Annotated in this window: 24 protein-coding genes and 1 pseudogene; 9 read left to right on the top strand and 16 right to left on the bottom strand. The window is 61.3% G+C overall.

Features of this window, described 5'->3' with window-relative positions; all coding sequences use genetic code 11:
* Positions 1-154: 154 nt before the first annotated feature.
* A complete protein-coding gene (locus tag BLW69_RS04850; protein WP_092660281.1) occupies positions 155-1,696 on the bottom strand; it encodes a cation:proton antiporter in 1,542 nt (513 codons plus the stop codon).
* A 285-nt stretch (positions 1,697-1,981) separates the two neighbouring features.
* Here BLW69_RS04850 and BLW69_RS04855 point away from each other — a divergent pair, with 285 nt between their 5' ends.
* The 3 genes from BLW69_RS04855 (at position 1,982) to BLW69_RS04865 (ending at position 3,366) form a co-directional block, all read left to right on the top strand.
* Entirely contained in the window at positions 1,982-2,332 is a 351-nt protein-coding gene (locus BLW69_RS04855) for a restriction endonuclease (RefSeq protein WP_092661059.1), read from the top strand.
* Positions 2,333-2,486: 154 nt separating this feature from the next.
* Entirely contained in the window at positions 2,487-2,996 is a 510-nt protein-coding gene (locus tag BLW69_RS04860) for a DUF3291 domain-containing protein (RefSeq protein WP_092660283.1), read from the top strand.
* A 130-nt stretch (positions 2,997-3,126) separates the two neighbouring features.
* Positions 3,127-3,366 (top strand): hypothetical protein, encoded by a 240-nt coding sequence (locus tag BLW69_RS04865; RefSeq protein ID WP_092660285.1) that lies wholly within the window; start codon positions 3,127-3,129, stop codon positions 3,364-3,366.
* 118 nt (positions 3,367-3,484) lie between these two features.
* Here the strand turns inward: BLW69_RS04865 and BLW69_RS04870 are convergent, their stop codons facing one another.
* The 5 genes from BLW69_RS04870 to BLW69_RS04890 all read right to left on the bottom strand — a co-directional run bounded on the left by BLW69_RS04870 (position 3,485) and on the right by BLW69_RS04890 (position 7,462).
* Complete coding sequence (locus tag BLW69_RS04870; RefSeq protein ID WP_092660286.1) at positions 3,485-4,726, bottom strand: saccharopine dehydrogenase family protein; 1,242 nt, start codon at positions 4,724-4,726, stop codon at positions 3,485-3,487.
* Between the two features lie 53 nt (positions 4,727-4,779).
* Positions 4,780-5,877, bottom strand: a complete 1,098-nt coding sequence (locus BLW69_RS04875) for a carboxynorspermidine decarboxylase (protein ID WP_062455601.1) — start codon at positions 5,875-5,877, stop codon at positions 4,780-4,782.
* Between the two features lie 156 nt (positions 5,878-6,033).
* Positions 6,034-6,450, bottom strand: coding sequence for a GFA family protein (locus BLW69_RS04880; RefSeq protein WP_092660288.1), 417 nt, complete (start codon positions 6,448-6,450; stop codon positions 6,034-6,036).
* 71 nt (positions 6,451-6,521) lie between these two features.
* Positions 6,522-7,055, bottom strand: coding sequence for an SRPBCC family protein (locus tag BLW69_RS04885; protein ID WP_092660290.1), 534 nt, complete (start codon positions 7,053-7,055; stop codon positions 6,522-6,524).
* Complete coding sequence (locus BLW69_RS04890) at positions 7,052-7,462, bottom strand: ArsR/SmtB family transcription factor (RefSeq protein ID WP_062455609.1); 411 nt, start codon at positions 7,460-7,462, stop codon at positions 7,052-7,054. Before BLW69_RS04890 ends, BLW69_RS04885 begins: the two co-directional genes overlap by 4 nt.
* 179 nt (positions 7,463-7,641) lie before the next feature.
* Between BLW69_RS04890 and BLW69_RS04895 the strand changes: the two genes are divergently transcribed.
* Positions 7,642-8,484 carry an alpha/beta fold hydrolase gene (locus tag BLW69_RS04895; RefSeq protein WP_092660292.1) on the top strand — a complete coding sequence of 281 codons (843 nt, stop codon included), beginning with the start codon at positions 7,642-7,644 and terminating at the stop codon, positions 8,482-8,484.
* 163 nt (positions 8,485-8,647) lie between these two features.
* On the opposite strand, the gene BLW69_RS04900 is transcribed toward BLW69_RS04895, so the two are convergent.
* The 5 genes and pseudogenes from BLW69_RS04900 to BLW69_RS04920 all read right to left on the bottom strand — a co-directional run bounded on the left by BLW69_RS04900 (position 8,648) and on the right by BLW69_RS04920 (position 13,006).
* Entirely contained in the window at positions 8,648-8,968 is a 321-nt protein-coding gene (locus BLW69_RS04900) for an ArsR/SmtB family transcription factor (protein ID WP_062457893.1), read from the bottom strand.
* A gap of 114 nt (positions 8,969-9,082) precedes the next feature.
* Positions 9,083-9,858: pseudogene (locus BLW69_RS04905) on the bottom strand (HugZ family protein).
* 103 nt (positions 9,859-9,961) lie between these two features.
* Positions 9,962-11,035: a choline ABC transporter ATP-binding protein gene (choV, locus tag BLW69_RS04910; RefSeq protein WP_062582860.1), complete on the bottom strand. Its 1,074-nt coding sequence runs from the start codon at positions 11,033-11,035 to the stop codon at positions 9,962-9,964.
* Positions 11,032-11,907: a choline ABC transporter permease subunit gene (gene choW / locus BLW69_RS04915; protein ID WP_092660294.1), complete on the bottom strand. Its 876-nt coding sequence runs from the start codon at positions 11,905-11,907 to the stop codon at positions 11,032-11,034. The genes choV and choW overlap by 4 nt, the downstream gene beginning before the upstream one ends.
* 145 nt (positions 11,908-12,052) lie before the next feature.
* Complete coding sequence (locus BLW69_RS04920) at positions 12,053-13,006, bottom strand: choline ABC transporter substrate-binding protein (RefSeq protein ID WP_062582865.1); 954 nt, start codon at positions 13,004-13,006, stop codon at positions 12,053-12,055.
* Between the two features lie 187 nt (positions 13,007-13,193).
* On the opposite strand from BLW69_RS04920, the gene BLW69_RS04925 reads away from it, so the two are divergent.
* From BLW69_RS04925 to BLW69_RS04935, 3 genes are all read left to right on the top strand, one after another.
* Positions 13,194-13,775, top strand: a complete 582-nt coding sequence (locus BLW69_RS04925; protein ID WP_062582867.1) for a thymidine kinase — start codon at positions 13,194-13,196, stop codon at positions 13,773-13,775.
* A 129-nt stretch (positions 13,776-13,904) separates the two neighbouring features.
* Complete coding sequence (locus BLW69_RS04930) at positions 13,905-14,843, top strand: hypothetical protein (RefSeq protein WP_092660296.1); 939 nt, start codon at positions 13,905-13,907, stop codon at positions 14,841-14,843.
* 111 nt (positions 14,844-14,954) lie between these two features.
* Positions 14,955-16,145: a DUF2333 family protein gene (locus BLW69_RS04935; protein WP_062455628.1), complete on the top strand. Its 1,191-nt coding sequence runs from the start codon at positions 14,955-14,957 to the stop codon at positions 16,143-16,145.
* A 21-nt stretch (positions 16,146-16,166) separates the two neighbouring features.
* Here the strand turns inward: BLW69_RS04935 and BLW69_RS04940 are convergent, their stop codons facing one another.
* From BLW69_RS04940 to BLW69_RS04955, 4 genes are all read right to left on the bottom strand, one after another.
* Entirely contained in the window at positions 16,167-16,886 is a 720-nt protein-coding gene (locus tag BLW69_RS04940; RefSeq protein WP_062455631.1) for a helix-turn-helix transcriptional regulator, read from the bottom strand.
* Between the two features lie 226 nt (positions 16,887-17,112).
* Entirely contained in the window at positions 17,113-17,634 is a 522-nt protein-coding gene (locus tag BLW69_RS04945; RefSeq protein ID WP_082472017.1) for a TIGR00645 family protein, read from the bottom strand.
* Positions 17,635-17,824: 190 nt separating this feature from the next.
* Complete coding sequence (locus BLW69_RS04950; RefSeq protein ID WP_175487241.1) at positions 17,825-20,158, bottom strand: TonB-dependent hemoglobin/transferrin/lactoferrin family receptor; 2,334 nt, start codon at positions 20,156-20,158, stop codon at positions 17,825-17,827.
* A 228-nt stretch (positions 20,159-20,386) separates the two neighbouring features.
* Positions 20,387-21,982: a DUF2235 domain-containing protein gene (locus BLW69_RS04955; RefSeq protein ID WP_092660300.1), complete on the bottom strand. Its 1,596-nt coding sequence runs from the start codon at positions 21,980-21,982 to the stop codon at positions 20,387-20,389.
* A 186-nt stretch (positions 21,983-22,168) separates the two neighbouring features.
* On the opposite strand from BLW69_RS04955, the gene BLW69_RS04960 reads away from it, so the two are divergent.
* Positions 22,169-23,848, top strand: coding sequence for a formate--tetrahydrofolate ligase (locus BLW69_RS04960; RefSeq protein WP_092660302.1), 1,680 nt, complete (start codon positions 22,169-22,171; stop codon positions 23,846-23,848).
* Between the two features lie 165 nt (positions 23,849-24,013).
* Entirely contained in the window at positions 24,014-25,162 is a 1,149-nt protein-coding gene (locus BLW69_RS04965) for a glycosyltransferase (RefSeq protein ID WP_092660304.1), read from the top strand.
* A gap of 16 nt (positions 25,163-25,178) precedes the next feature.
* Here BLW69_RS04965 and BLW69_RS04970 read toward each other — a convergent pair whose 3' ends face one another.
* Positions 25,179-26,435: an extensin family protein gene (locus tag BLW69_RS04970; RefSeq protein ID WP_175487242.1), complete on the bottom strand. Its 1,257-nt coding sequence runs from the start codon at positions 26,433-26,435 to the stop codon at positions 25,179-25,181.
* Between the last annotated feature and the right edge of the window lie 2 nt (positions 26,436-26,437).

A 26,437-nucleotide genomic window follows, 5' to 3' on the forward strand; every position in this document is an offset into this window, starting at 1 on the left:
ACTTGGGCTGACTGGGTTCCTGTGACGAGCACAGGAATGCGGGAGTGTGGGGGAATGCGGGCGCCAAACTATCGGCGCCGTTGCCTGTGGATTGGTGCGGGAGCAAGATATTTTGGTGGTTCAACGCCCGTTGATCCCGCACCGCTTTCCCTGATCAGATCTCCTCGATCCGTCGGTCGTCTTCGGGGAGGATCGAGAGTTCGCGCCAGTCGATTTCCTCGAGCAGGAGATTGTATTCGTCGACATTCAACTCGTAGGAAGCGCGGAGGTTTTCGAGTTCGGTGCGTTGTCCGGCGATGAAGAGAAGCACCAGCCGGCGGTAGGTGTCCATCGAGGCAGCACGGTCCGGGTCGTCGAAGGCCTGGTGTTCCATCGTGAGCTTCGCGCGCAGTTTTTCGGCTTCTGTTCCCGTCTCGCCGTCGAGGCGGCCGATGCCTGCCTTGACGACGCGGCGGCGCATCTCAGACAGTTCCTGCGCGCTGGTATGGCGCCGGTCGAGGCCGAGCCAGCGGATGAGCGGTGACAGCGTCAGGCCCTGCAGGACGAGCGTGGCGATGACGACGGCGAAGGCGGTCAGCACGACCATGTCGCGTTCCGGGAAATCGGCGGGAAGCGCGTAGGCCGTGGCAAGCGAGAGGAGGCCGCGCATGCCGCACCAGGAGGCGAGAATCGCCTGCCTGGTCGATGCCGGTTCCTCGCGTCCGTCGCGACGGGCTCGCCAGGCTTCGATGCGGTTATAGGCAAGGCAGAGCGCGAAGCGGGTGGCGATGACGATGGCGACGATCACGGCGGAAAACAACAGAGCTTCGGCGAAATGGCCGACCTCCATGTCCGCATAGATGTCGCGCACCTGCATGCCCATCAGCAGGAAGGCGACGACGTTGAGGACGAAGACGACGACCGTCCAGACCGCATAGGACTGCACTCGCATGCGCGCCGACGACAGGCTTTCGCTGGTGCTGGCGATCGTCATGGCGAAGGTGACGATGGCGAGCACCGCAGACAGTTCCAGATGTTCGGCGAGGATCCACAGAAGGAAGGTCTGGACGAATTGCAGGAGATTGCCGCCAAGCGTGCCTGTTACGTAGGCCGACAGGCGGCGGATTACCAGCGCCGCGACCCAGCCGAGCAGGATGCCGCCGGGAACGGCAAGAACGAGATGGGTCGTTACCTCGCGATCAAGCCCGCCGGCCGACTGGACCGCAAGGGCTGCCCCGAAGATCAGAAGTGCTGCCGCATCGTTGAACAGGCTTTCGCCGCGCAGGATGGCATCGGTGGTGCGCGGCACCGACATGGTGGAGAGGACGGCGGTGGAGGCGGCGGCATCCGGCGGCGCGACGATGGCGCCGAGCACGATGGCAGCCGCAATCGGAAGGCCGGCCATCACATAGCCGGCGACCGCGACCGTCGCCGTGGTGACGACGACGCCGCCCAGCGCAAAGACCACAAGCGGCAACCAGAAGCGCCTGGCGGTGTTCAGCGGGAAATCGAAGGCGGCATCGAGCAAAGCCGGCGCGATAAACAGCGCCAGCGCGATCTCCGGATCGAGCGCGAAGTAAGGCGCGCCCGGAACCAGCGCCACCGCGACGCCCGCCAGCGCCAGCATCGACGGATAGGGCACGGAGAGCCGCCGCGACACCTGCAACAGCACGATCGCGACCAGCATCAGGATGAGCAGGCTTTCGAAAAAGGTCATGGGGGTGGCGTCATTCGCTGCAGGGGTGATCGACAGGGTGCGTCACAGCGCATCCGTCGAGCATTATGTAGGGCAGGAGGGTGAAAGGGAAAACGGTTTTCGGGCGGGTGAGGGTGATGGCGGGTCTGCGTGGGAAGCGGGATTTGGGCGATGCCACGTCCAAGGTCTGTTTCGAACGGCATTGCTCCGGGTTGCAGGACGCGATATCTGCTGGGGGGAAGGGCTTTGCATCGATCCAGCCAGATGGAGATGCAGGGCCGGCAGCGCTCAACAGGTGATGGACCGATGGCCCGCAAGAACAGAGACGAACCGGCTTCGTGGGACGAGGCTGCGCCGGAGCCCGTGTATTGTCCGATGTGCGAGCGGGTGATCCCGGAGGATCAGCAAGAAAAGCATTATCTTGTCCCCAAGAGCAAGGGCGGCAAGGAAACGGTTTGCCTGCACCGCATCTGTCACGACCAGATCCATGTGAATTTGACGGATGCCCAGCTCGCCAAGAAGTTCTCGACGATCGAGGCTATCCTTGAAGACCCGGCGATACGGACATTCGTTGCCTGGGTGAAAACAAAGCCTCCGGGGTATGCGGCTCCGCCGAAGGAGCCGCGACAGGGCCGGGGACGCGGGCCGAAAGCATAGAGACGCACGACCGCCTCGCGGTGGCTCTGACCGTTGTCTTGGCTGAGGCCTCTGATGTCGCGAGAACTGCGATTTCATGCCACTTGCTGCCTGCCGATGGCTCCCTTAGCTTGACGAAAGACAAGCCGTCAAAGGGGAAGCAGACGAGGATCGCATGCATCACCTGGCCGTCTACAATTTCAACAATTTCCGGGTTCGCGCGGACGAGCCGGCAAACCAGGGTTTTCACGACAGGAACGACCTCAATTTTCGTGCGGCGGAAACGAGCGAGGGGTTTGTCGCTCGGTCGGGTTACGAGGGCGACGAGGGGCCTGAGAGTTGGGGCCCTCAGGTGTTTCCGCGTTTCCATATAGACAATGGAGACGGCTGGGCTCCGGCGACCCTCTCCCTGTGGCGCGACCTGACAGCGCTCTACGCGTTTACCTACTCGGCCATCCATATCGAGGCGATGCAGAATGCCCGGCAGTGGTTCGACCGGCATACATGGCCTCCTTACGTCTTGTGGTGGGTCCGTGAAGGACATGTTCCCAGCTGGCAGGAGGGCTGCGAACGTCTGGAGCGCCTGCACGACCACGGGTCTTCTTCCTTCGCTTTTGACTTCAAGACGCCGTTCGATCCGGATGGCCATCGCACGGCATTCGACCGGGCCGCGGTTCAGCGCTGAGCAGGAACCACTGAAGCCACCCTTCGCATTTCCCGCCGCTGGTCACACTTTCCTTAGAAAAGACAAGCGCTTACCCTTGCGGTGGCAGGCCTGACTATTTACGGAGGAGGTTCAAAAGTAAGGGATTTTCATGAGTAGAATTATTTTGGTCGTTTTGGTTGTTCTCATCGCAGCGACCGGGTTTATCGGGCAGCGCTGGTATAGCTACGTGTCGAACACGACTTCGGCGTATGACGAGGTCGGTATCGAGATCAACAGCCGCTTGCCGGGACCGCTGAACAAATGGGGCTGCGGCAAGCTGCACGCCACATTCGGCGAAGTGCCGCCGCCCTATGGCTGCGCGTCCGCTGACGGAACGTCCTGGCGCTGAGCGGGAGAGCCTGCCTTCCTGGATGGTGAGGGCAGCCTCGTTTTCACAGTGTTACAAACAGAAAAGCCCGCGATTGCTCGCGGGCTTTTTTGTTGCTTGAACGGACGCTGTTTCGATCTTAGTCGAAATGCAGCTCGCGTTCGCCGTTTTCGTCGCGGATGCAGGTCTGCAGGCCGATCTTGTTGAGGATGTTGAGGAACGGTTTTGGCGCCAGTTCTTCTACGTTTGCCATCTTCTTCACATCCCATTCGCCTGATGCCACCAGCATGGCGGCGGCGACCGGGGGAACGCCAGCGGTGTAGCTGATGCCCTGGGAGCCGACTTCGTTATAGGCTTCCTTGTGGTCGGCGACGTTGTAGATGAACACCGTGCGTTCCTTGCCGTCCTTCATGCCCTTCACGAAATCGCCGATGCAGGTCTTGCCTTCGTATTCCGGCGCCAGCGACGACGGGTCGGGGAGGCAGGCCTTGACGACCTTGAGCGGCACGACTTCGGAACCGTCGGCAAGCTTGACCGGCTGTTCCGACAGGAGGCCGATCGACTTCAGGACGGTGAAGACGTTGATGTAGTGATCGCCAAAGCCCATCCAGAAGCGCACGTCTGCGCCGGCCATGTTCTTGGCCAGCGAATGCACTTCGTCATGGCCGCAGAGATAGGCGCGGCGGGTGCCGACGACCGGCAGGTCGTAGTCCTTGCCGATTTCGAACATCTTGTTGACGGTCCATTCGCCGCCCTGCCAGGCGTAGACGACACCGGTGAATTCGCGGAAGTTGATTTCCGGATCGAAGTTGGTGGCGAAATACTTGCCGTGGCTGCCGGCATTGATGTCGACGATGTCGACGTCGGTGACCTTGTCGAGATAGTCATCCTTGGCAAGGCGGGCATAGGCGTTGACGACGCCCGGATCAAAGCCGGCGCCGAGGATGGCAGTGATGCCCTTTTCCTCGCATTCCTGCGCACGCTTCCACTCGTAGTTTCCGTACCACGGCGGGGTTTCGCAGATCTTGTTCGGCTCTTCGTGGATGGCGGTGTCGATATAGGCGACGCCGGTATCCATGCAGGCGCGCAGCACCGACATGTTGAGGAAGGCCGTGCCGACATTGATGACGATCTGGCTGCCGGTCGCCTTGATGAGCGCTTTGGTGGCTTCGATGTCGAGGGCGTCGAGCGCGTGGGCTTCGAGCTTGCCTTCTACCTTCATCGCCTTCTTGTCGTGGACCGAGGCGATGATGGCGTCACATTTCGACTTGGTGCGGGAGGCGATATGGATATCGCCGAGCACGTCGTTGTTCTGGGCGCATTTGTGCGCCACGACCTGGGCGACGCCACCGGCGCCGATGATGAGTACGTTCTTTTTCATGGTGGGGACGAGTTCCTTCAAGTCCAATCGTCAGAAGCCGCTGAGCTTTGTGCTCAGGATAGGCTTTGTTCGTAGTCCGCGTAGCCGAACTCGCGGACCGTCCTGAGGCTGCCATCCAGTTCACGGATGGCGATTGCCGGCATTTGCACACCGTTAAACCAGTTTTTCTTGACCATCGTGTAGCCGGCGGCATCCTGGAAGGAAATGCGGTCGCCAACTTTCAGTTCATTCGGAAAATCGAACTCGCCGAAAATATCCCCGGCAAGACAGGACTTGCCGCAGACCATGGCACGATAAGGTCCCTGGTTTGGATGAACCTTCGCGTTTTCACGGTAGATCAGGAGATCCAGCAGGTGCGCTTCGATGGAGCTATCCACCACGACAAGGTTCTTGCCGTTGTAAAGGGTATCGAGGACGGTGGTTTCCAGCGTCGTCGAGCGGGTGATCGAGGCTTCGCCGGGTTCGAGATAGACCTGGACGCCGTATTCGCCGGAGAAGCGCTTGAGGCGCTCGGCAAACAGGTCGACCGGGTAATCGTCGCCGGTGAAATGGATGCCGCCGCCGAGGCTGACCCATTCGGCCTTCTTCAGCAGGGGGCCGAACTTCTGCTCGATTTCGCCGAGCATGCGATCAAACAGCGAGAAGTCGCCGTTTTCGCAGTTGTTGTGGATCATGAAGCCGGAGATCAGGTCCATGACCGGCTCGACCTGTTTCTGGTCCCATTCGCCCAGCCGCGAGAAAGGGCGGGCGGGATCGGCGAGATCGAAGGTGGACGAGGAGACGCCGGGGTTGAGGCGCAGGCCGCGGGTAATGCCCGACGACTGGCTCTCGAAACGCTGCAACTGGCCGATCGAGTTGAAGATGATCTTGTCGGCATGCGAAACGACCTCGTCGATCTCGTAATCCGCATAGGCCACTGAATAGGCGTGGGTTTCCTTGCCGAAGCGCTCGTGGCCAAGGCGGACTTCGTTGAGCGACGAGGACGTGGTGCCGTCCATATAGTCGCGCATGAAATCGAATACCGACCATGTGGCAAAGCATTTCAGCGCCAGCAATGCCTTGGCGCCCGACGTCTCGCGGACAGCAGCGATCCTCTCCATGTTGCGGAGAAGTTTCGACTTGTCGATGAGGTAGTAGGGTGTCTGGAGCATATCGTGCGGTCGGCCTCGTGACGGTCCTGGGAAAGTGTATGGCGCCTATTGCCTCAGGCGGCTGTCATCTTCAAGACCCGAGGGCCAAGATTGTCGAAAGGGCCGCGGTTTGGCAGCCCTTTTGACAGAGACGGAGACGGTCCCGTTTGCCTCGCGTCAGGCTGCGGGCGGCATCTTCTCAAAGCGCGCGAGGGCCGGGTCGAGGTGGTCCCATGGCTGGGCCGCGTCGGTCCACGTGATCATCTGCGGCCGATATCGGTCCGGTGCGTCGAGGCTTGCTGCGCGGATGACAAACATGTCCGGCATGGCCGGAAAGGTCATGGAGACGGGCGCGCCGCAGGTTGGGCAAAAGGCGCGTCTTTTCACGGTGCCGCCATCGCCTGTTGCTTCCCAGTGACTCGGCTGGCCCTCGATCGTCACTGTCGTTCCGGCAAAGACGAGATTGGACGTGTGGCCGGTGCCGCTTTCGCGCTGGCACTGACGGCACTGACAATCGACCATGGCGACGGGTTCGCCGGTGACGGTGTAACGGACGGCGCCGCAGGTGCAGCCGCCGGTAAAGGGTTCATGCATTGACGCTGCTCCATTTCTGGTTGCCGGTGCCTGAGGCTCGCGCCGGGGCGGGGTGTGGTCGCTAGAGGATCTCAGGCGGGAACGATGGCTTCGTATTCCTCGCGCAGGCGAAGCCATGCGGGCCAGAAGGCGGCAGGATTTTTGCCCGCTGCCTTGACCTCGAGGATGTCGAGGTGGGCATGCCAGCCAGCGCCGACCATGACCATGTTGCGACGGTCGGAAATGCGGCGGTGGGTGAGGGTCAGAAGAACATCCCTGCCGACGGCCTGCAGTTCGATCGAGACCTCGCCTGAAGGTGGCCAGGAGAAGACCACCCGGTGGGGTGCTTCGAAGGCGATCATCTCGCTCTGCATCCGCTGTTCTTCGGGAAAGCCTTCCGGGCGGCCGGCGGAATCAGCGCTGAGTTCATCATTGCGCCAGACGAGCTCGAACGTGCCGCCCGGCTGGCTCGGCATCGTGCCGGACGCAAGCCACTGGCGGCGCAGATCGCTGTCGGTGACATAGTCCCAGATGCGTTCGATCGGCCCTGGTAGCTTGCGCTGGATCGTCAGGGCGAGGGGTTCTGTCATGAAGGCGTGCCTGCTCAACGATGTCATGTCGGTCATTGATCGTCTCCCGGTTTGCTGTGCGGTTTTCCTTCGGCTTTGGTGGTGGCCTCGCCTTGCGGGCCGGTGGTCTTGATCGCATCGTCCTCACGCAACAGCCGGTCGAGCGTGTCGAGGCGGGCGGTCCAGAAGCGTTCGTAGAAGGCCAGCCATTCGTGGGCGGCGGCGAGCGGGCCTGGCGATAGGCGGCAGAGATGCGTACGGCCCTGGATTTCGCGGCGGACCAGCCCGGCTGCCTCCAAGACCTTGATGTGTTTCGACGCGGCTGCCAGCGACATGTCGTAGGGGGCTGCCAGTTGTCCGACAGTCTGCCCGCCGCTTCCAAGAGCCGTCAGCATCTGCCGGCGCGTGGTGTCGCTCAGAGCCTGGAAAACCGCATCGATCTGATGTTCCGTTAATTCAACCATAAGGTTTAACTTAGAACCTCCGCCGCAATTGTCAACCATATTGTTGAATGTTCGGTTCTCGCTTTTATCAAGAGTTGCAAAAGCGAGAGGGAATCATAATCTGCAGGCGCTGCCCGATTTACCGGTCAGCCAAATGCAGACGTTCACCTCTCACCTGTCAGATCAATCGAGGGTAAGCCATGAGCAGCAGCTACATCACCACCAGCGACGGCACGCAGATCTACTTCAAGGACTGGGGCAGCAAGGACGCCCAGCCGATTGTCTTCCATCATGGATGGCCGCTTTCGTCCGACGATTGGGACGCCCAGATGCTGTTCTTCCTCGACCAGGGTTACCGCGTGATCGCGCATGACCGTCGCGGGCACGGCCGTTCCAGCCAGACCGATACCGGCAACGAGATGGACACATACGCGGCAGACGTGGCCGAACTGGCGGCGCATCTGGACCTCAAGGAAGCCATCCATGTCGGTCACTCGACAGGTGGCGGCGAGGTGACGCGCTATGTCGCGAAATTCGGCCAGCCGCAGGGCCGCGTTGCCAAGGCCGTGCTGATCGGTGCGGTGCCGCCTGTCATGGTGCAGAGCGACAGCAATCCGGGCGGTTTGCCGCTGTCGGTGTTCGACGGATTTCGTACCGCACAGGCAGCCAACCGGGCGCAGTTCTTCCTCGATATCCCGACCGGACCGTTCTACGGCTACAACCGCGACGGTGCCAAGGTCTCCGAAGGCGTGATCCGCAACTGGTGGCGTCAGGGCATGATGGGCGGCACCAAGTCGCATTACGATTGCATCAAGGCGTTTTCCGAAACCGACTTCACGGAAGACCTCAAGGCGATCGACCTGCCGGTTCTCGTCATGCATGGCGACGACGACCAGATCGTGCCGATCGCCGATTCGGCGATGCTATCATCCAAGCTTTTGAAGAACGGTACGCTCAAGGTCTATGAAGGTCTGCCGCATGGCATGGCGACGACGCATGCCGACGTCATCAACGCGGATCTGCTGGCCTTCTTCAAGGCATAGTCAAAACAGAAATGGCTCGTCGCGAGACGAGCCATTTCCAGAGATTTCATCGGTTTCAAAAAATCTTACAAAGCAAATTTCAAAAAGAAAAAATGCTACCAGCCATGCCGGCAACGCTGTGTGGATGCGTTCTGACCCGCCGCGTCATGCAGCGGACAAGATTTCAGGCGGCTGCAGATTTCGTCTCAGCCGGGATGCAGTAGATGTTTTCAAGCGTCGACAGGACCTTGAGAACCGAGTCCGCGGAACTCGAATAATAGATCGTCTGCGCATCGCGGCGCGTCTTCACCAGTTTCTGCGCGCGCAGCTTGGACAAGTGCTGTGACAGTGCAGACTGGCTCAGGCCAACTTGAGTAGCCAGTGCCCCCACAGCTACTTCGCCCTTGACCAGGCAGCACAAAATCATCAGCCGCTTTGGATTTGCCATCGCAGACAGCAAATTCGCTGCTGCATTCGAGTGGTCTGAAAGTGGCATCGTTTCCATCATATCTCTATCCCCTCTTCCTGAGCATGCCGTGCTCCGGTAATGCCGTAGTCCCTGGAACTGACTAAACCAGCAGACATCAAAGTTGTATATCCCTAGATTTTGGGTAGTCGACTACACTGTTTTAGACATATTGAAAATATACTGGGACGCGTGCTCGGGGGACGATTGCAACGTCCTGAACTCATGTCTCAGCAATGTGTCTCCGGCGATCAGATCTAGCCCGGCGCTATCTGCACCGACGAACCGCCATTGACCAGCATTCTTTGCGCCGAGCCGTGCGGCAAGGCTGTTCGCTTCGTCCGTCAACTCTCTGATATCGCGCGAGAAATTACTCCATTCCTCGCCGCCTCCAGGGTTCGCGATGACAAGGTCGCTGCCATCCAAGACATAGGCCCTGCCAAAGCCGCCGTTGAGCGAGGCCGACTGCGGAACAAGGCAAAAGAGTAGAAATCCGGAAAATCGATATAGAGTTTTGCTTTCGGATGACGGTCCAGAAACCGCTGGCGGATGCGCAGATGGACGGGACTATCTCTTTCCTTTTTTTCCGCAATGCACTGAACGGTGATTCGCGGGTGGGCGAGCGGATCGCCCTTGCCGGTCTCGCCGGCGAGGACAGAACAGCGGGGATCGCCTGCCAATCCCTTCGTATGACCCGACAGCGCCGATACGAGAATCACCGGCACGCCATCAAGATCGGTTCCGGTCAGCACGCGGCTTGCGGAGGGAAAACCGCTTGTGGGATCAAGCACCGCAAGCGCCATGTGACGGGCGCCGCGCACCAGCATCCGCGCAAGGTGGCGTGCTTCCTCATCCGTGTCGCGCAACACGCTTTGATCTTTCGAAGGTTCCTGCGCAGAGGTCGGTGGAAGAGCCTGTCTCACCGTCATTGCGCCCTGCAGCTCGTCGGTCAAAATATTCACCAGTTCTAAATTTCAAATCTCTATAACAGCAGATCATTAACAAACGAGTGTCAGTCCGCCTTGATTTGCATCAAGTCCGGCGTCGATGGCGTGTCAGACCTGCAATCACGTCGTCAGCCGTAATCGCGCCGACGACGGCGCCGTTATCGACGACCGCGATCGATCCCCTCTGCCGGGCCAGCGCATCCATGATGTCGACCAGCGGCGTGGTGCTCTTCGCTGTTGCCGACACCGGCGGTGCCCCGGCATCGGCGGTTACCCCTTGCCGCATCACGTCGCCGGCGGTGAGCAGGCTGATCGGGTTCATGTGCTGGACGAAATCGGCGACATACTGGTTTGCGGGTGCCTGGACGATCTGCTGCGGGGTGCCGCACTGGACGATACGGCCGCCTTCCATGATGGCGATGCGGTTGCCGATGCGGAAAGCCTCGTCGAGGTCGTGGCTGACGAACAGGATGGTCTTTTTCAGGCGGCGCTGGAATTCCAGCAGCTCGTCCTGAAGGCGGGTGCGGATCAACGGATCGAGCGCCGAAAACGGTTCGTCCATCAGCAGGATCGGTGCGCCGGTGGCAAAGGCGCGGGCAAGGCCGACACGCTGCTGCATGCCGCCGGAGAGTTCACCCACCTTGCGATCCGCCCACTGGCTGAGGTTGACGAGTTCCAGCTGCTCGTCGACGCGCTTGCGCCGCTCCGGTTCGGCGACGCCGGCAAGTTCAAGCCCGAAGCCGACATTGTCGGCGACGGTACGCCACGGCAGCAGCGCGAACTGCTGGAAGACCATCGAAACCGTGTGCATCCGAAGATCGCGCAAGGTGCGGGTGCCGGCCTTGTAGGGATCGACCGGGCCGGACGGGGTGGCGACGCTGACCGCGCCGCGCACGACCGGCGCCAGACCGTTGACGGCGCGCAGGAGCGTCGACTTGCCCGAGCCGGACAGGCCCATCAGCACCAGGATTTCGCCTTCGCGCACCGACAGCGTGGCATCGGCGACACCGAGCACGATCCCGGTTTCTTCCGAGATCTGGTCGCGCGTCATGCCCTGGTCGAGCAGTTTGACAGCCCGTTCCGGGTTGTTGCCGAAGATGATATCGACATTCGAGAAGGTGACGGCGGCAGGCGCTGTCCGGTTCATCGCGTCGGTCATGACTTGCCTCCCGGTTCTGCCGTTCTGAACATGCGGTCGAGAATGATCGCCAGGATGACGATGCAGAAGCCGGCATCAAAGCCGCGGGCGATGTTGACGGTGTTGAGCGCCCGCACGACCGGTACGCCGAGACCGGGGGCACCGACAAGCGCTGCGATCACCACCATCGACAAAGACAGCATGATCGTCTGGGTAAGGCCTGCCATGATCTGCGGCATCGCGTAAGGGAGTTCGATCTTGCGCAGGACCTGCGACGGCGTCGCGCCGAAGGCGACGGCTGCTTCGGTCAGAGATCCGGGCGTCGAGATGATGCCGAGGCGGGTGAGGCGGACCGGGGCGGGGATGGCGAAGATGACGGTTGCGATAAGGCCCGGCACCATGCCGAGGCCGAACAGAATGAGCGCCGGGATGAGATAGACGAAGGTGGGAATGGTCTGCATCAGGTCGAGGATCGGCCGCAGGATTTCGTAGAGCCAGGGGCGACGGGCAGCAGCGATGCCGATCGGAATGCCGACCGCCATGCAGACGGCGGTGGCTGCAAGCACTAGCGCCAGCGTCTCCGTCGTCTCCTTCCAGTAGCCCTGGTTATAGATCAGCAACAGACCGATTGCGGTGAAGGCTGATATCGAGACGGATCGTCTCAGCCCGAAGGCGAGCGCTGTGACGATGGCGATCAGCACGAAGGGGTTCGGCCCCTGCAGCACGTACAGGATCGCATCGATGACCGCCGACAGCACGGTGGCAAGCCAGTTGAAGAACCAGTCGGCATTGGTGGTCAGCCAGTCGACCGCATCTTTCGCCCAGTTTCCAAGGCGGATCTTGCCGGTGGAATCCACAAGCCAGTTCGGGAGCGAGTTGGTTAGCCAGTTCACGTCGCGTGCCTGCCTCGTCTGGAAGGAAATACAAGGAGCGAAAGCGTTACCCTCGAGGGCGCCCCCAAGGGTCTACCAACGTCAGCGGATCCTCGGGACGGGCCCGAGGATCACACCGCCGGCATTCGCCGGTTTGCGCCGCGTCTTACAGGCCGAGTTCGGCCTTGACCGCTGCCTCGGCGGGCTTGCCGTCCTTGGTGGTGACGCCGGCAAGCCACGGGGTGATCGCAGCGCCATTGGCCTTCAGCCACGTGGTCGCCGCTGCTTCCGGCTCTTCACCGTCGTTGAGGATGCCGCCCATGATCTGGTTTTCCATCGGCAGCGAGAACTTCAGGTTCTTGATGAAGGTGCCGACATTGGGGCATTCCTGCGTGTAGCCGGCGCGGACGTTGGTATAGACTTCGGCGCCGCCGAAATTCGCGCCGAACACGTCATCGCCGCCGGTAAGGTAGGTCAGCTTGAAGTTGGCGTTCATCGGATGCGGTTCCCAGCCGAGGAAGACGACGGGTTCGCCGGCCTTGTCGGCGCGGGCGACCTGGGCCAGCATGCCCTGTTCAGAAGATTCCACCACTTCCAGCTTCTTGAGGCCGAATGTGTCCTTCTCGATCATGCCGAGGATCAGGCGGTTGCCGTCATTGCCGGGTTCGATGCCATAGATCTTGCCGCCCAAAGCATCGGCCTTGGCTGCGATATCCTTGAAGTCCTTGATGCCGAGTTCGGCGCCTTTGGCATTGGTTGCCAGCGTGTACTTGGCGCCGACGAGGTTGGGGCCGATGGATTCGACCGACTTGTCGGTGAGGAAGGGCCGGACGTCGGCTTCCTGGGTCGGCATCCAGTTGCCGAGGAAGACGTCGATATCCTTGTTCTTCAGCGACGAATAGGTGACCGGCACCGAAAGCACCTTCACATCCGTCTCGTAGCCGAGCGCCTTCAAAAGGACGGAGGCGGTGGCGGTCGTGGCGGTGATGTCGGTCCAGCCGACATCGGAGAAACGGACGGTGCCGCAGCTTGCCGGCTCGGCGGCCGAAGCAGCTCCGCTCAGCGCCATCATGGAGACGGCGGCGGCCAGAATGGTCTTGGTCGAAACGGTCATGGTCATATTTATGCTCCCCATTAAAATCATGCCCAACCTTATCAATATCTCTCCGAAACAGGCAAGCTTGTGCATCACGGCGTCTGAAGCCACCATTTGCGACAAGGCGCCGATTGATGGGTCGTTCGCGTATTTTTTGTGGGTTTTGCGTGGCGGCGCTTTTCTTCGATGCCGATCGGCATCACAAAGCCGCATGGCCAAGCTTTACTTCCATTACGCGACGATGAATGCCGGCAAATCGACCATGCTGCTGCAGGCATCCTACAACTACCGCGAACGCGGCATGCGCACGGCAATCTTCATCGCCGACTTCGACCACCGGGGCGGCCAGGGGCGCGTTGCATCGCGAATCGGCCTGTCATCCGATGCGATCCCGTTCAGCCCAGAGGACGATCTCTATGCGGAGATCTCAAAGCTGCATGGGCAAGAGCCGCTGACCTGCGTCTTTATCGACGAGGCGCAGTTCCTGACCTCCGAGCAGGTGTGGCAGCTTGCCCGCATCACCGACCGCGTCGGCATTCCGGTCATGGCCTATGGTCTGCGGACCGATTTCCGCGGGAAGCTGTTTCCGGGGTCGCAGGAGTTGCTGGCGATTGCTGACGAACTGCGTGAAGTCCGCACGATCTGCCACTGCGGGCGCAAGGCGACCATGGTCGTGCGTGTGGATGCCGATGGCGAGGCGCTGCGCGAAGGCGCGCAGGTTGAAGTGGGTGGTAACGACCGCTACGTCTCGCTTTGCCGTCGGCACTGGGAAGAAAAGATGCGCTGCTGGTAAGCGGCGACGCGAAGACTGTCATTGTTCCCGTTTGCGTTGAAACGACGTAGCGATTTTTCCAGCCTGTGATACCTTGAAATTCTCCCGGACGGTGGCACGGCCGCGGGAGTGCTTTGGGGAGGGCAGGGCATGGGAGATTACCGGCGATTTCACGAGGAAATATCCCGGATCGCGACGGCGTTTCAGGCAATGTGGGACGAGCTCGCCACATCCGAAGCGATGCTTTCGCGAGGGGTGAAGGACAGACACGTTCCAGATGTCGCAGACCTCGAAGCCGAGGCCGAGCGGCAGGCACGGGTGACGATGATGGGCGACGGCCTGGAGGCGGATCTCGCCAAAGCGGTCGGCGCGTTCGGCGATGCGGTGACGAGGCTGCGGCAGACCTTCGACGATCCTGTCGAGCCCACCAGTTTGAAGCGCATACTCGGCTGGACCACGAAATGGTCCGGTCAACGTTCGGGGCAAAACAGGACGGGCATCGAGCCCGTGAAGCAGCTCCTCGATGTCGGAAATGCGTTCTACACGCTGCTCGACAAGGAACGTGTCGCGCTGATGATGGGACGCTACCGGTTCGAGAGGGGGCTTCTCGACCTTGCCGACCACCGCAGGGAGCTGGTGCGCGGGTTGATGGGCGAGGATCTGTCCAAACCCGACGCGGTGGGCCGGACGGAAGGCCTTTTCCGGCTGATGAACGGTATAACCGACCGGATGAATGCCAGCGTGATGACGCTCAATATCTTGCGCCACAAGGTGCTTTTCGACACCGGCGACCTGCTGGCGGTTCATCAGGCGCTCTGGCAGCGCGATCCACCGCTGCAGGGCCTTCTCCCCTACAGTGTTCCGGTAGCAGGGGTATTTGCCGAAAGTGCCTGGCGGGCCTCCGGTGCCGGGCAAGCAAAGCGGGCGGCGCAACAGGCCTTTGCCGACCGGTTCCTGCCGAAGGCGGAGACCGATCCGGTGTCCGTGACCGATGGGAGCGAGCCTGGAGAGGTGACGGCTGTGACGAGCCCCAGTGACGGGCGCTGGAGGATGCCGCACTGGCCGTTTGGCGGCTATCTGCGATCGTAAACCCGTGCTCCGCTGCCGATTTTTGTGCAGCGCGGTTGTTTGCCTGCTTGCGGAACCATATCTGTTGGAACAACCGGGCGTACCTATCGGCCCCACAGACAGGAGAACAGGATGCTCGATCGGCTCAAGGCCTCACTTCAGACCCTGGGCAAGGCGATCGCAAGGGGCATCGGACTGCTCGTCGCCGGGATCGTCTGGCCGTTTCGCGCCGCTCACGGCTGGTATGGCGAGCGGCACCTGATGGTGAAGGCGCCGATCCTGGCATTCCTCGTTATCCTGTTTGGTCTTTACGGCTATTTCTTCGTGCAGACCCAGATCTGGACCGGGTTCAACCCGAGCTTTGTCGATGCCTATCGCTGGAATGAGCGCACCGTCCCGGCCGGCCAGGACCTTCCTGCGACGGCGCCCGTGGCGGCGGCTGCTGCCGAAACATCGAACGGGACGGCCGCGTCTTCTCCGGTGCCCGCCGCGCCTGTTGTGGCTGCCCGCCAGTGCCAGTCGTCGGCGATCGTCGATGCGGCGGCGGATCTGACCGACGCCAACGTGAACCAGAATGCGTGGATCTCGTCCATGCTGCTCTACCGGCTCGGCTTCTTCGGCATCAGCTGGGACAACACGCCATTTCTCGACAACAAGGCTTCGTTCCAACGCGGCGTGAACCAGGCCGTGCGGCGCACGTCCAGCGAACTTGTCGATACGCTCGGCCGCGTGCGTGGCACGTCGGGTGTCAACACCAACCTACAGGATGCCCGCGGCAACCTGCAGTTTGATGAGTATTCCTGGTATTTCGGTGTCGATCCGTTTGGTTTCAAAACGCCGACGCCGAGCTACTATCGCACCGCGATCGAAAAGCTGCGCGCCTTCAACGCAGATCTCACCGCCTGCAACGCGACCTTCGACAGCCGCTCCGACAATCTCGTGCAGTTCGTCGACCGGATCGCCAATGATCTTGGTGCTACAGCGGCGATCCTGCGCGACCGGTCGGAAAACCATGCGGCCGGCTGGTTCGATACCCGTGCCGACGACCGTTTCTGGTTCGCCTATGGCCAGCTCTATGGCTATTACGCGGTGCTTTCCGCCGCCGGTGCCGACTTCTCTCAGGTCATACGCGAGCGCAACCTGACGCAGCTTTGGAACGAGACGCTGTCGCGTTTCCGCGCAGCACTTCGCATCCAGCCGTCGATCGTGTCCAATGGGGCGGAAGACGGCATGATCATGCCGAGCCATCTGTCGGTGATGGGCTTCCATACGCTGATGGTGCGCTCCAACCTCGTTGAAGTGCGCGGCGTGCTGGATCGGTAAGACGGTGCGGCTGCGGCAGCGCTAGCTGATCAGCCGCAGTCTCAGCGCTTTTGCCACAAGCTGGGTGCGGTTGACGCAATCGAGCTTCTTGATGGCATTGGTCATGTAGGCGTTGACCGTGTGATCGGAGAGGGAGAGGATCTTGCCGATTTCGGACGAGGTCTTGCCCTGTGCCGTCCAGCGTACGACTTCAAGTTCCCGCGTGGTCAGCGGCCCGAAGGTCGATGCCTGCTCCGATCGGCGGATGCGATCGAACACCGCGAAGGCGTGCAAAATCACCATGCCGATTTCGTTCAGTTCCGCCTGGGTCAGGCGCGGACGATCTCCCGACATGCGGATACGGAAGCCGGTACCATCGACCGAATGAAGCGCCATCGCGACGCTGGTGATCATGCCGTACTGACGGCGCAGGGCGATCAGGTCCGGCGGGAGCTGGCCAGGCGAGTTTCGATCATCGAGACAGCAACAGTCCGGGAGCGACCAGCCGCTCGTGGCATCCGCCATCCGGGTGCGTGGCAGCAGCCGCAGTCGATCGAATTCGCGGATATAGTCCTTGGGAAGATTGGTCTCGACGATGATGCGGGACAGAAGCGTCTCGCTTGCAGGCGGAAGCTTGACCAGAGCGAAATGGCGCAAGCCAAATTCGCGTGTGGCCCGTTCAAAGACCGTCGAAATCTCCGCACGGGAGTAGGCTGCAGAGATTTCGCCGTTGAGGATCGATTGCCGCTCCAGCGTGATCATATTAGCTTCGAAAAAAGTGAATGGTTATTATGTTAAGCGCAACAAATATACTAATCGCTTTGTAAATCCAGCGGAAAAGTGAGCAAAAGCCCCCGTGTGGAGTAATTTTCCGAGATACTGTTATATTTGTCTCATGTATCGCCGAGATGGGCTCATTCGCAAGCACTTTTGCGGTTCGTCAATCACCGGTCCGGCCTGATCCGGGGTGATTTAGACGCTGAGTCGGTCAAAGCTTGGTTTCGTGTTTGTGGGCCTTTGTCGTCGCCATGATCTTCTCCAGCCAGCCGAGCATGACGGCCGAGACCACAAAGGTGAGGTGGATGATCGTGTACCACATCAGCGTGGTATCCGAGTACTGGTTGGCGTTGAGAAAAATCTGCAGGAGATGGATCGACGAGATGGCAACGATGGAGGAGGCGACCTTGATCTTGAGGCTTCCGGCATCCAGTTTGCCGAGGAACGAAACGTCGGCTTCCGTTTCGTCGAAGCGGCTAACGAAGTTCTCGTAACCAGAGATCATCACCATCACGATCAGGCTCGCAACGAGTGCCGCATCAATGAGACCCAGCATGGCGAGGATCATTTCGGCTTCACTCAGCGTGAAGACTTCCTTGGCGACTTTCCAGAACTTGAACATGAAAGACAGCGCGTAGACGGCGAGTGCGGCAACCAGGCCCAGATAGAAGACGACGAGCAGCCAGCGACTGGAGAGGATGATCTTCTCGACAAGCAGTTCCAGCGATTTCATGGGGGCCGTTCTCCGTTGCAGGCGCTGGAGATTCCCATAAGCCGGGCCGAAAACCGGTGCAAGATGCCTATCCTGACGAAAACGCCGCACCCCTCGGGAACTGCCCCCGGAAAGCTGTGTTCAACTTTCCGGGCTCGGTTCAACGGGGAATGCGGCGTCTGGGATCAACGGGGCGATCGTCGGGGAGGGATCAGAACTTCTTGGTCACCGACAGTTTGAAGCTGCGGCCGGGCTCGCTGTAGAAGTCCTGCGCCGAAGCCGAAACGCCGTCCGGGACGCTGACCGCGTCAAAGTACTTCTTGTCGAACACGTTGAAGACGCCGGCCTGTAGCTTGAGGCCGGAGAGATCGACGGTACCAACCTTTTCGGGTGCCCACCACACGGTCGTATCGACGAGGCCGTAACCGGGTGCCTCGAAGCCGGTGCCGCTGACCTTGTGGCGGGAGGCGGCAAGCGTCAGCGAGACGTCCGAGCCCCAGGTCTCGGATGAATAGCCGAGGCCGATGATGGCGCGCAGCGGCGCGACCGAGTTCAGGTAGTCGCCGGTATCGGTATCCTTGCCATGCGAATAGGCAAACGAGCCCCAGGTGCGCCAGCGTGGATCGAAGCGCCATTCGCCACCCAGCTCGATGCCGTAGATGCGGACGTGGTTGAGGTTTTCGTAGCCGGTAATGCCGCCGACCGGGTACTCACCGCCTGGAGGCGCGATGGTGACCGTGTCGATGAAGTTCTTGTAGTAGTTGTTGAAGGCGGTCGCCTTGAACGAATAGTCGGCCGCGTAGTATTTGGCGCCGATTTCAAAGCCGTTGCTGGTTTCGGTTTCGAGATCGGGATTACCGATGCGGGCATAGGAGCCCGGAGCCCCGTAATTCTGGTAAAGCTCGGTCGCGGTCGGCGCGCGGAAGCCGCGGGCATACTGGGCAAACAGTTCCAGTTCCTGGGTCGCCTTCCAGCCGAAACGGAGTTTTGGCGAGATGCCGAAATCATTGTTGCTTTCGAGATAGGCCGGATCGTAGTTCGGGCTGTCCTCGAAGCTTGCGGTCGATTTCGGATCGTAATCGTACCAGTCGAAGCGCACACCGGGCGTAACCGTCAGGCGGTCCTCGAAGAACTTGATGTCGTCTTCGGCATACATGCCGAGGATCATCCCGTCGACGTCAGGCATATCGGACGAATTGGAATGGAGCATGCGGCAGGACTGGGGACCGAAGGGTTGCGGGATGGTCGTCCAGTCGACATCAGGGCAATTGTCGACGCCGGAGGAGTATTGATAGGTCTTCTGCCAGGAGAGCTCGCCGCCGAACCGGAATTCGTGGCTGACGCCGCCGATGGTCAGTTCCTTCGAGGCGCTGCCGGAGATGCCGTAGCTATCCTGTGTCAGCTGGTTGTCTCGGCTGTAGATACCGCTTGGGGAGCCGTAGAAGAAGGGGTCGCCGGGAATGATTGAGCCGCGTGGGTCGGTAAGGCGGAACCCGTCCGTCGTGTTGTTCAGTCGCTGCTTTTGCCAGTAGGTGATGATGCTCGCCTGATCGACGATGTCGCCGCCGCTGGGGGAGATAAAGTCGTAGGATGCCGACAGCCGCTTGCGATCGACCTCTTCGCCGCTCTTCAGCGTGCCCTGCTGGTAGCTCGTGGTCGTGCCGCGCATGTTGTCGCTGTCGATCTCCTTGTTGAAGAGTTCGCCGGTCAGGCCGAAACGATGGCCGCCCTCGATATACTGGTGGAACTTGGCGAGCAGGTTGCGTTGCCAGTAATCGCTTGGATTGGCCTCCGTGCGGGTGGTGCCGTAACCACCGATGTCGCCCTCGTTATCGGTCTCGTTGCCGCGCTTGTAGCCGCCCTGGAGCATGAACCAGCTGTCATTGTGTCGTGCGGCGATGGCGGCATTGTTGCCGAGGCTGCGGTCGGCGCTGTCATAGGTGCTCTTGGTCAGGGCGCCGAAATTACGGCCGTCCTCGATCAGGTCTTCCGGATTGATCGTGTAGAGCTGGACTGCGCCGCCAAGAGCGCCGGAACCGACGCGGCTCGAATCGGCACCCTTGGTGATATCGATCGTCGAAAGCGTGTCGAAATCGAAGGCGTTGTTGCCGCCACGGGCGCTATCGCGCGGGTCGGTCAGCCAGGGCTGGCGGATCCCGTCGATCGTCGTCAGGACGCGCTCGTTTTGCAGACCGCGAATGTTGATGCTCTGGCTCTGCCGGTTGAAGGTGACGCCGGCATCGACGCGACGGGAGAAATCCTTGAAATCGGTGACCATCCGGTCCTGGATGACCTGACGATCTGTCGTTTCGGTCAGCGGCGAGTCGGACTTGCCGACGGAAGTCCCGTCGCGCAACACGATCGGCTTCAGGGCGGTCGTATCCTGTCCATCGGCAACCTGGGTCGCGGCGGTCGCTCCAGCGGCGGTCGTTCCAGCGGCGGTCTGGGCAGTCTCTTGCGCCCATGCCGGCGGCGCGGCCGTGATCAGCAGAAGTGCGGCAGTTCCGGCGTAGAGATGGCGATGCCGCGACGAACGGGTAGGCATGGTGGTTCCCCTCAAAAAGACATGCAGAGACATCGGGCGCGGCGATAGCCTGCGTCCGGGTAACGTTCGGATTGTTTGATTTCCGCCGAAGCAGAAGCCCCGCAAAAAGCCTTAGAAATCTAAACTAAATGAGTCAAGTTTGAATCTGAGTGTGATACTCATGTTTTTGCGTGGCGTGTGGTGAGAGCACGCCGTGACGAGTGTTGGTCGTCGTCACGGCGTGGTTGGTCAGTGGCTCGGTGGTGGGTTTGCGGAAGACGGGGAAGGCGCGACTGTCAGCCTGACGCTGCCGCGGTTGTTGCCGTAGGCGCCCCAGGCATCGTTGGCGAAGCAGTAAAGATAGCCGTCGCCCTTCGGTGTGAATTTCGCCTTGCTGCGGATGAGAAACACCTCGTGGGGCAGTTTGAGAATGCCGTTCTTGGGCGTCTGCTGCTGAGCGGGCGGCGGCACGTCGTTGGCGATCACGCCGATCAGGCTGAACCAGGGGAGCTCCTCCTCGCGACGGGTCCACCAGAAATCCACCTGCTGGTTTCCGGTCGACCATTTCCACGCCTTTTCGAGCTGACCAAGGCCGCTTGAGGCAATATGGGCAATCTCACCGGCCTGGAAGTTTCCTCCATCTTTCGGGCCATCGGCGTTGCACAGGACCGTGCCATCGGTCCACTCGCCTTTCGCGACGAACGTGTAGGTAATGCCCTTTTGCAGAAAGATGCCGGTGTCGTTCCAGTGGTCGCGTGCGAAGACGTCGACCTCTGCGGGCAGGTCTGCGTTGGCGTGCCGGTAGCGCCCCTGCGACAAGGGCGGGGTGCGGTGCCGCTCGGAGGCGGAGCTGTGCAAATCTTCTGAAGGCGTTGCGGTCACGTGCGGTACGGCGCGCGGTCTCGTTTTCAGCTTGGCGAAGATGCCACTGGCGGAATCATGCAGCACGCCGCGCGGATCCGGCCTCAGCTGGTTTTCAGCCCCTTCGCGGAATACGAGGCCGCAGCTTTTTGCCTCGTTCATCATCCACAGGAGAGCGCCGTCCGAAAGGCCCGTTGCGGCATAGCCACCGCCGACATCACCATGCACGCCCGGGAACCAGACCTGTTTCAGCGTTCCGGTCCAGCCATCCGGCCTGACCCAGAGCGTCGGCATGAAACTTTGGCGGAACTCGTCGAGCGCCACCGCATGGCGGGCGTTGAGGACGGCGGAACCGAGTGTCGTATCGTGAAACTCATGGTTCTCCGGATTGTCGAGAAGGTTGAGAAACCCCATGTCATCGGGAATGCCGAGCGCGCCGACCGTATCCCAGACGCCGATGAACTGGATGAGCGTTGAGGCATTGCGGGTGCCGCCTGGGGCGACGTTGTGGAAGTGGATCTTGCCGGACTGTTTGCGCTTGGTGCCGGCTTCGCTCTTGGCGCGGTACTCCGTGAAAATCGCCTCGATCGCCTTCCAGGTTCCCTCTTCGTCGAGCTTAGAGGCTTTGATATCCAGAAGGCCGCATTTGGAGATCATGCCGCCGAGGCTGCGGACCGTGTAGGCGCCACGGCTGAAGCCGAACAGATAGATTTGATCTCCGGATTTGTAGGTGCTGGCAAGCCATTTGTAAGCGCCCTTGATGTTGTCAGCGAGACCCTTGCCGGTACCGCCTTCCACCGCACGTCGCCACCAGGTTCCGTCTGTGCCGACACCGGGGTGATAGTAGGCATCCTGTTTGATGCCAGCGGCATCCTTGTCGGCGACTGCATTGTAAATCTTGCGAACATTGGTCGGGCTAGGCTGGCCGCCATCCATATCGTCGGGCGTGTTCCAGGTGCCGTCGCAGCAGAGAATAAGGTTCATTGGTCGTTCCCCCTCGATCCCCCATGGATCAGAGATATATAAGATTGTATCGAATTAAATTGCAACTTTGGTGTGTGGATGAGCGCGTTGTAGTGTGCATAATCAGGGCGCTGTTCCCGTTCCGGGCTTGTCGTGGGGAAGCGGCTGTGGCCATGGTTCACGCAAACCAACAAGCGAGAGACAAGCATGGCCCCCGTTCCATCCGACATCGAGATCGCCCGCGCGGCAAAAAAGAAACCGATCGCGGACATTGGCGCGGCGCTTGGCATCTCTCCCGAGGCGTTGGTGCCCTACGGCCATGACAAGGCGAAGATCGGGGCCGATTTCATCGGCTCGCTGCAAGGTCGCCCCGATGGCAAGCTGATCCTCGTGACGGCGATCAATCCGACGCCTGCCGGCGAGGGCAAGACGACGACCACGGTAGGCCTCGGCGACGGGCTGAACCGGATCGGCAAGAAGGCCGTGATCTGCGTGCGCGAGCCGTCGCTCGGGCCATGTTTCGGTGTCAAGGGCGGGGCGGCTGGTGGCGGTTACGCGCAGGTCGTGCCGATGGAAGACATCAACCTGCATTTCACGGGCGACTTCCACGCCATTACCTCTGCGCACAATCTCCTGTCGGCGATGATCGACAATCATGTCTATTGGGGCAACGCGCTCGACATCGACACGCGCCGCATCACCTGGCGGCGGGTGATGGACATGAACGACCGGGCGCTGCGCCAGACCGTGACCTCGCTCGGCGGCGTCTCGAACGGCTTTGCCCGGGAAAGCGGCTTCGACATTACCGTCGCATCCGAAGTGATGGCGATCCTGTGTCTGGCGCAGGATCTGGCCGACCTCGAAAAGCGGCTCGGCGATATCGTCATCGGCTACCGGTTCGACCGCTCGCCGGTCTATGCCCGCGACATCAAGGCCGACAAGGCGATGGCGGTGCTTTTGAAAGACGCGATGCAGCCGAACCTGGTGCAGACGCTGGAAAACAATCCGGCGCTGGTGCATGGCGGGCCGTTCGCCAACATCGCCCATGGCTGCAATTCCGTGATCGCGACGAAGACGGCGCTGAAGCTTGGCGACTATGTGGTGACCGAAGCGGGTTTCGGAGCGGATCTGGGTGCCGAAAAGTTCTTCGACATCAAGTGCCGCAAGGCGGGGCTGAAGCCCGATGCGGCCGTGATCGTCGCGACCATCCGGGCGCTGAAGATGAATGGCGGCGTGAAGAAGGACGATCTCGGAGCCGAAAATGTCGAGGCGCTGACGCGCGGCTGTTCGAACCTTGGGCGTCACATCGCAAACGTGCGCAAGTTCGGTGTGCCGGTCGTGGTCGCGATCAATCACTTCATCTCGGATACCGATGCGGAAGTGGCGGCGATCAAGGAATACGTCTCGCATCACGGCGCCGAGGCGATCCTCTGCCGTCACTGGGCGGAAGGTTCCGCCGGAATCGAGGAGCTGTCCTACAAGGTGGTGGAATTGGCGACAAGCGGTGCCGCCGATTTCAAGCCGATCTATCCTGACGACATGCCGCTGATGGACAAGATCGAGGCTGTTGCCACCAAGATCTATCATGCCGGCGAGGTGACGGCGGAAAAGCCGGTGCGCGATCAGCTGAAGGCCTGGGAAGTGGCAGGCTACGGCCATCTGCCGGTCTGCATCGCCAAGACGCAGTATTCGTTCTCCACCGACCCCAACCTGCGCGGTGCTCCGGAAGGGCATGTGGTGCATGTGCGCGAAGTGCGACTGTCGGCCGGCGCCGGCTTTATCGTGGCGATCACCGGCGAGATCATGACCATGCCGGGTCTTCCCAGCGCGCCGTCGGCCGAGCGGATCCATTTGAACGCGGATGGGCTGATCGAGGGGTTGTTCTAGGCCTCATAGCTCTCAGCGGCTTTCTCGGGATCGCCTCTCGCCTCTCGCCTTCGCGGGTGAGGGGCAACGTCATGCGTCTGTCACACCGAAATGGTCTGCTTGCCCTTACTCTTCAGGCACTGGCGGTGACCCGACGATTCGGGGCCGGCCATCGGGAACATCAGGATGGATCTTGTTCTTGCGACGCTCGCCATGGCCCTTCTGGCGATCAATCTCTTCAGCATCGCGGTCGCCGGCCTGCGGCTTTCGCATCGTGACAAAGCGAGCGATAAGCCGGCGGTGATCAAGCCGGACGGTGTGTCGATCGTCATTCCGGTGCGCGGCATCGAGGCCTATTCCAGCCTGACGCTTGCGCATGCATTCAAGCTTGAATGGCCGGAGTACGAGCTGATCTTCTGCGTGCAGGACGAGGGCGATCCGATCATCGCCGAGATCCGTGCTGCCATCGCCGCTTATCCGGCGGTGCCGGCGCGGCTGCTGATCGGCGATGACCGGATCAGCGCCAATCCCAAGCTCAACAACTGCGCCAAGGGCTGGCATGCGGCACGACACGAGTGGGTGGTGCTTGCCGATTCCAACGTGTTGATGCCCAAGGACTATATTCAGAACCTCGTCTCCGGTTGGCGGGCCGATACCGGGCTCGTATGCTCGACGCCGATCGGATCGCGTCCGGACGGGTTCTGGGCGGAAGTGGAATGCGCTTTCCTGAATACGCTGCAGGCGCGCTGGCAATATGTGGGCGAGGCGCTGGGGCTCGGCTTTGCGCAGGGCAAGAGCATGCTGTGGCACAAGCCGTTTCTGGATGCTGCCGGCGGCATCCAGGCGCTGGCGGCCGAGATTGCCGAGGACGCGGCGTCGACCAAGCTCGTCAACCGGCATGGCAAGAAAGTGCACCTTGTGTCGGCACCGTTCGAGCAGCCGCTCGGGCGCCGCGGGCTGGAGGAAATCTGGTCGCGCCAGACGCGCTGGGCCCGGCTGCGGCGGGTGACGTTTCCGCTGTTCTTCACGCCGGAGATCCTGCTCGGAGCGCTGCCGCCTCTGGCGCTAGGGTTGATCGGCGCCGTCATGCTGGATCTCAATGTCGGTCTGGTGGCCGCGACCGTGTTTGCCGCAACCTACCTGCCGGAACTCGCCCTTGCGCGGGCCAAGGGCTGGCGGCTGTCGATCCTGTCGCTGCCGGCAATGATGGTGCGCGACGTGATGCTGCCGGCGATCTGGATCAGGAGCTGGCTTTCCGGCTCGTTCGAATGGCGCGGCAATGCCATGACGATCGGCACCCAGGAAAGCCGGCTGACCGGCTCCTCGCCGGCCTGACCCTGGCCCTCAACGGCTACTCGCAAATGCGGTAGCCGCCATCCCTGTCGATGATGTCGAGATGAAGGTGATCCTCGTGCGCAGCATCGCTGCCGGGTGCGAGAACCGTGGTGAAATGCAGGCATGCGCCGGCGGTGGCGGTCATCTGGAAGGCACCTTCCAGCGTGTGATCGTCCTCACGCCGCTTCATCACGACCTTCTCGCCATTGTCGAGCTTGAAGGCGGCGACATCGAAGGCATTGCCGCGTCCATGCTCGGAGATCTTGCCGGTCGAGGCGCTGTTTCTGAGGCGGCACTGGTAGGTGGAGCCGGGAACGAGGCCGGTGATCTTGCGGCCCGGCATGGCGATGTTGAGCGCCGGCTGCACCGTATCCTTCAGCCAGTGGGCCATAGTCAGCGCCGTCTTGCAGCGCATGGTGGCGCCGCCGAGATCGACGCCGGGCAGAACCTGCGCCACCTCGATCGGCTGCTTGATGCCGCAGCCATTGCCGTCGTCGATCGGTTTGATGGACTCGAACTTGGCGCCGATGGCACCGAGGTCGGCAAGGCAGGCTTTCAGTTCTGCGGCGTCTTCCTCGACGAGAGGCGGAGGAGGCGGGGTCTCGGCCTGTTCCTGCTTTTCGTCCGCAGGCTTGTCGGCCGGAGTTTTGTCATCAGCGGCCTTGTCCTGCGGTGCCTTGTCGTCTGGCTTGGCGGCGTCCGGTTTGGCAGGTTCAGTCTTGCCAGGAGCAGCTTGGCCGTCGTCGCTCGATGCAGCGGGCTTCTGTTCTGCGGGTTCTTCCGGCTTGGGAGTGGGGGTCGGGATGGTTTCTTCAGGAGCTTTACCGGTCTGTTCCGGGCTCTGGGTCTGTTCGGGGGCCGGGACAGGTGGCTCTGCGGGGCGCTCTGCAGGCTTCTCCGCAGGGGTTTCGGGCGGGTTCTCGGGCTTTGCTTCGACGGGCTTTGCGGCGACCTCAGGTGTAGCAGCGGCTGCGGCCGTTGCCGCCGTTGCCTCGGGCACGGGTTCACCACCCGGCTTCGCCATGGAAAGCGGAACGGTAGCGAGGGCGGGGGCGGCGGGGATCGCGGCTCGGCTCTGGTTCTGGGCACCCTGTGCGGGGCGGGTCGACTGGTTTTTGCCGGACGAGGATTTGCGCGTCGACTGTTTGCGGGTGCGTCCGGCATCGCGCATGAACTGGTCGATGATGTTGATTTCGACAACGTTCGGCGTCGAGCCTTGCGGTGCTGGGCGGGCGGGCAGAGGCGCTGCACCCAGTGTCAGCGGTGCGCTCATTG

The organism is Rhizobium sp. NFR12, assembly GCF_900108545.1.
In the GTDB taxonomy this organism is placed as follows: Bacteria; Pseudomonadota; Alphaproteobacteria; order Rhizobiales; family Rhizobiaceae; genus Neorhizobium; species Neorhizobium soli.

Bases quoted from the DNA above. Each gene is read 5' to 3' on its own strand.
- BLW69_RS04850 (WP_092660281.1), bottom strand. From the start codon at position 1,696: ATGACCTTTTTCGAAAGCCTGCTCATCCTGATGCTGGTCGCGATCGTG.
- BLW69_RS04855 (WP_092661059.1), top strand. From the start codon at position 1,982: ATGGCCCGCAAGAACAGAGACGAACCGGCTTCGTGGGACGAGGCTGCG.
- BLW69_RS04860 (WP_092660283.1), top strand. From the start codon at position 2,487: ATGCATCACCTGGCCGTCTACAATTTCAACAATTTCCGGGTTCGCGCG.
- BLW69_RS04865 (WP_092660285.1), top strand. From the start codon at position 3,127: ATGAGTAGAATTATTTTGGTCGTTTTGGTTGTTCTCATCGCAGCGACC.
- BLW69_RS04870 (WP_092660286.1), bottom strand. From the start codon at position 4,726: ATGAAAAAGAACGTACTCATCATCGGCGCCGGTGGCGTCGCCCAGGTC.
- BLW69_RS04875 (WP_062455601.1), bottom strand. From the start codon at position 5,877: ATGCTCCAGACACCCTACTACCTCATCGACAAGTCGAAACTTCTCCGC.
- BLW69_RS04880 (WP_092660288.1), bottom strand. From the start codon at position 6,450: ATGCATGAACCCTTTACCGGCGGCTGCACCTGCGGCGCCGTCCGTTAC.
- BLW69_RS04885 (WP_092660290.1), bottom strand. From the start codon at position 7,055: ATGACCGACATGACATCGTTGAGCAGGCACGCCTTCATGACAGAACCC.
- BLW69_RS04890 (WP_062455609.1), bottom strand. From the start codon at position 7,462: ATGGTTGAATTAACGGAACATCAGATCGATGCGGTTTTCCAGGCTCTG.
- BLW69_RS04895 (WP_092660292.1), top strand. From the start codon at position 7,642: ATGAGCAGCAGCTACATCACCACCAGCGACGGCACGCAGATCTACTTC.
- BLW69_RS04900 (WP_062457893.1), bottom strand. From the start codon at position 8,968: ATGGAAACGATGCCACTTTCAGACCACTCGAATGCAGCAGCGAATTTG.
- choV (WP_062582860.1), bottom strand. From the start codon at position 11,035: ATGACCGACGCGATGAACCGGACAGCGCCTGCCGCCGTCACCTTCTCG.
- BLW69_RS04920 (WP_062582865.1), bottom strand. From the start codon at position 13,006: ATGACCATGACCGTTTCGACCAAGACCATTCTGGCCGCCGCCGTCTCC.
- BLW69_RS04925 (WP_062582867.1), top strand. From the start codon at position 13,194: ATGGCCAAGCTTTACTTCCATTACGCGACGATGAATGCCGGCAAATCG.
- BLW69_RS04930 (WP_092660296.1), top strand. From the start codon at position 13,905: ATGGGAGATTACCGGCGATTTCACGAGGAAATATCCCGGATCGCGACG.
- BLW69_RS04935 (WP_062455628.1), top strand. From the start codon at position 14,955: ATGCTCGATCGGCTCAAGGCCTCACTTCAGACCCTGGGCAAGGCGATC.
- BLW69_RS04940 (WP_062455631.1), bottom strand. From the start codon at position 16,886: ATGATCACGCTGGAGCGGCAATCGATCCTCAACGGCGAAATCTCTGCA.
- BLW69_RS04945 (WP_082472017.1), bottom strand. From the start codon at position 17,634: ATGAAATCGCTGGAACTGCTTGTCGAGAAGATCATCCTCTCCAGTCGC.
- BLW69_RS04950 (WP_175487241.1), bottom strand. From the start codon at position 20,158: ATGCCTACCCGTTCGTCGCGGCATCGCCATCTCTACGCCGGAACTGCC.
- BLW69_RS04955 (WP_092660300.1), bottom strand. From the start codon at position 21,982: ATGAACCTTATTCTCTGCTGCGACGGCACCTGGAACACGCCCGACGAT.
- BLW69_RS04960 (WP_092660302.1), top strand. From the start codon at position 22,169: ATGGCCCCCGTTCCATCCGACATCGAGATCGCCCGCGCGGCAAAAAAG.
- BLW69_RS04965 (WP_092660304.1), top strand. From the start codon at position 24,014: ATGGATCTTGTTCTTGCGACGCTCGCCATGGCCCTTCTGGCGATCAAT.
- BLW69_RS04970 (WP_175487242.1), bottom strand. From the start codon at position 26,435: ATGAGCGCACCGCTGACACTGGGTGCAGCGCCTCTGCCCGCCCGCCCA.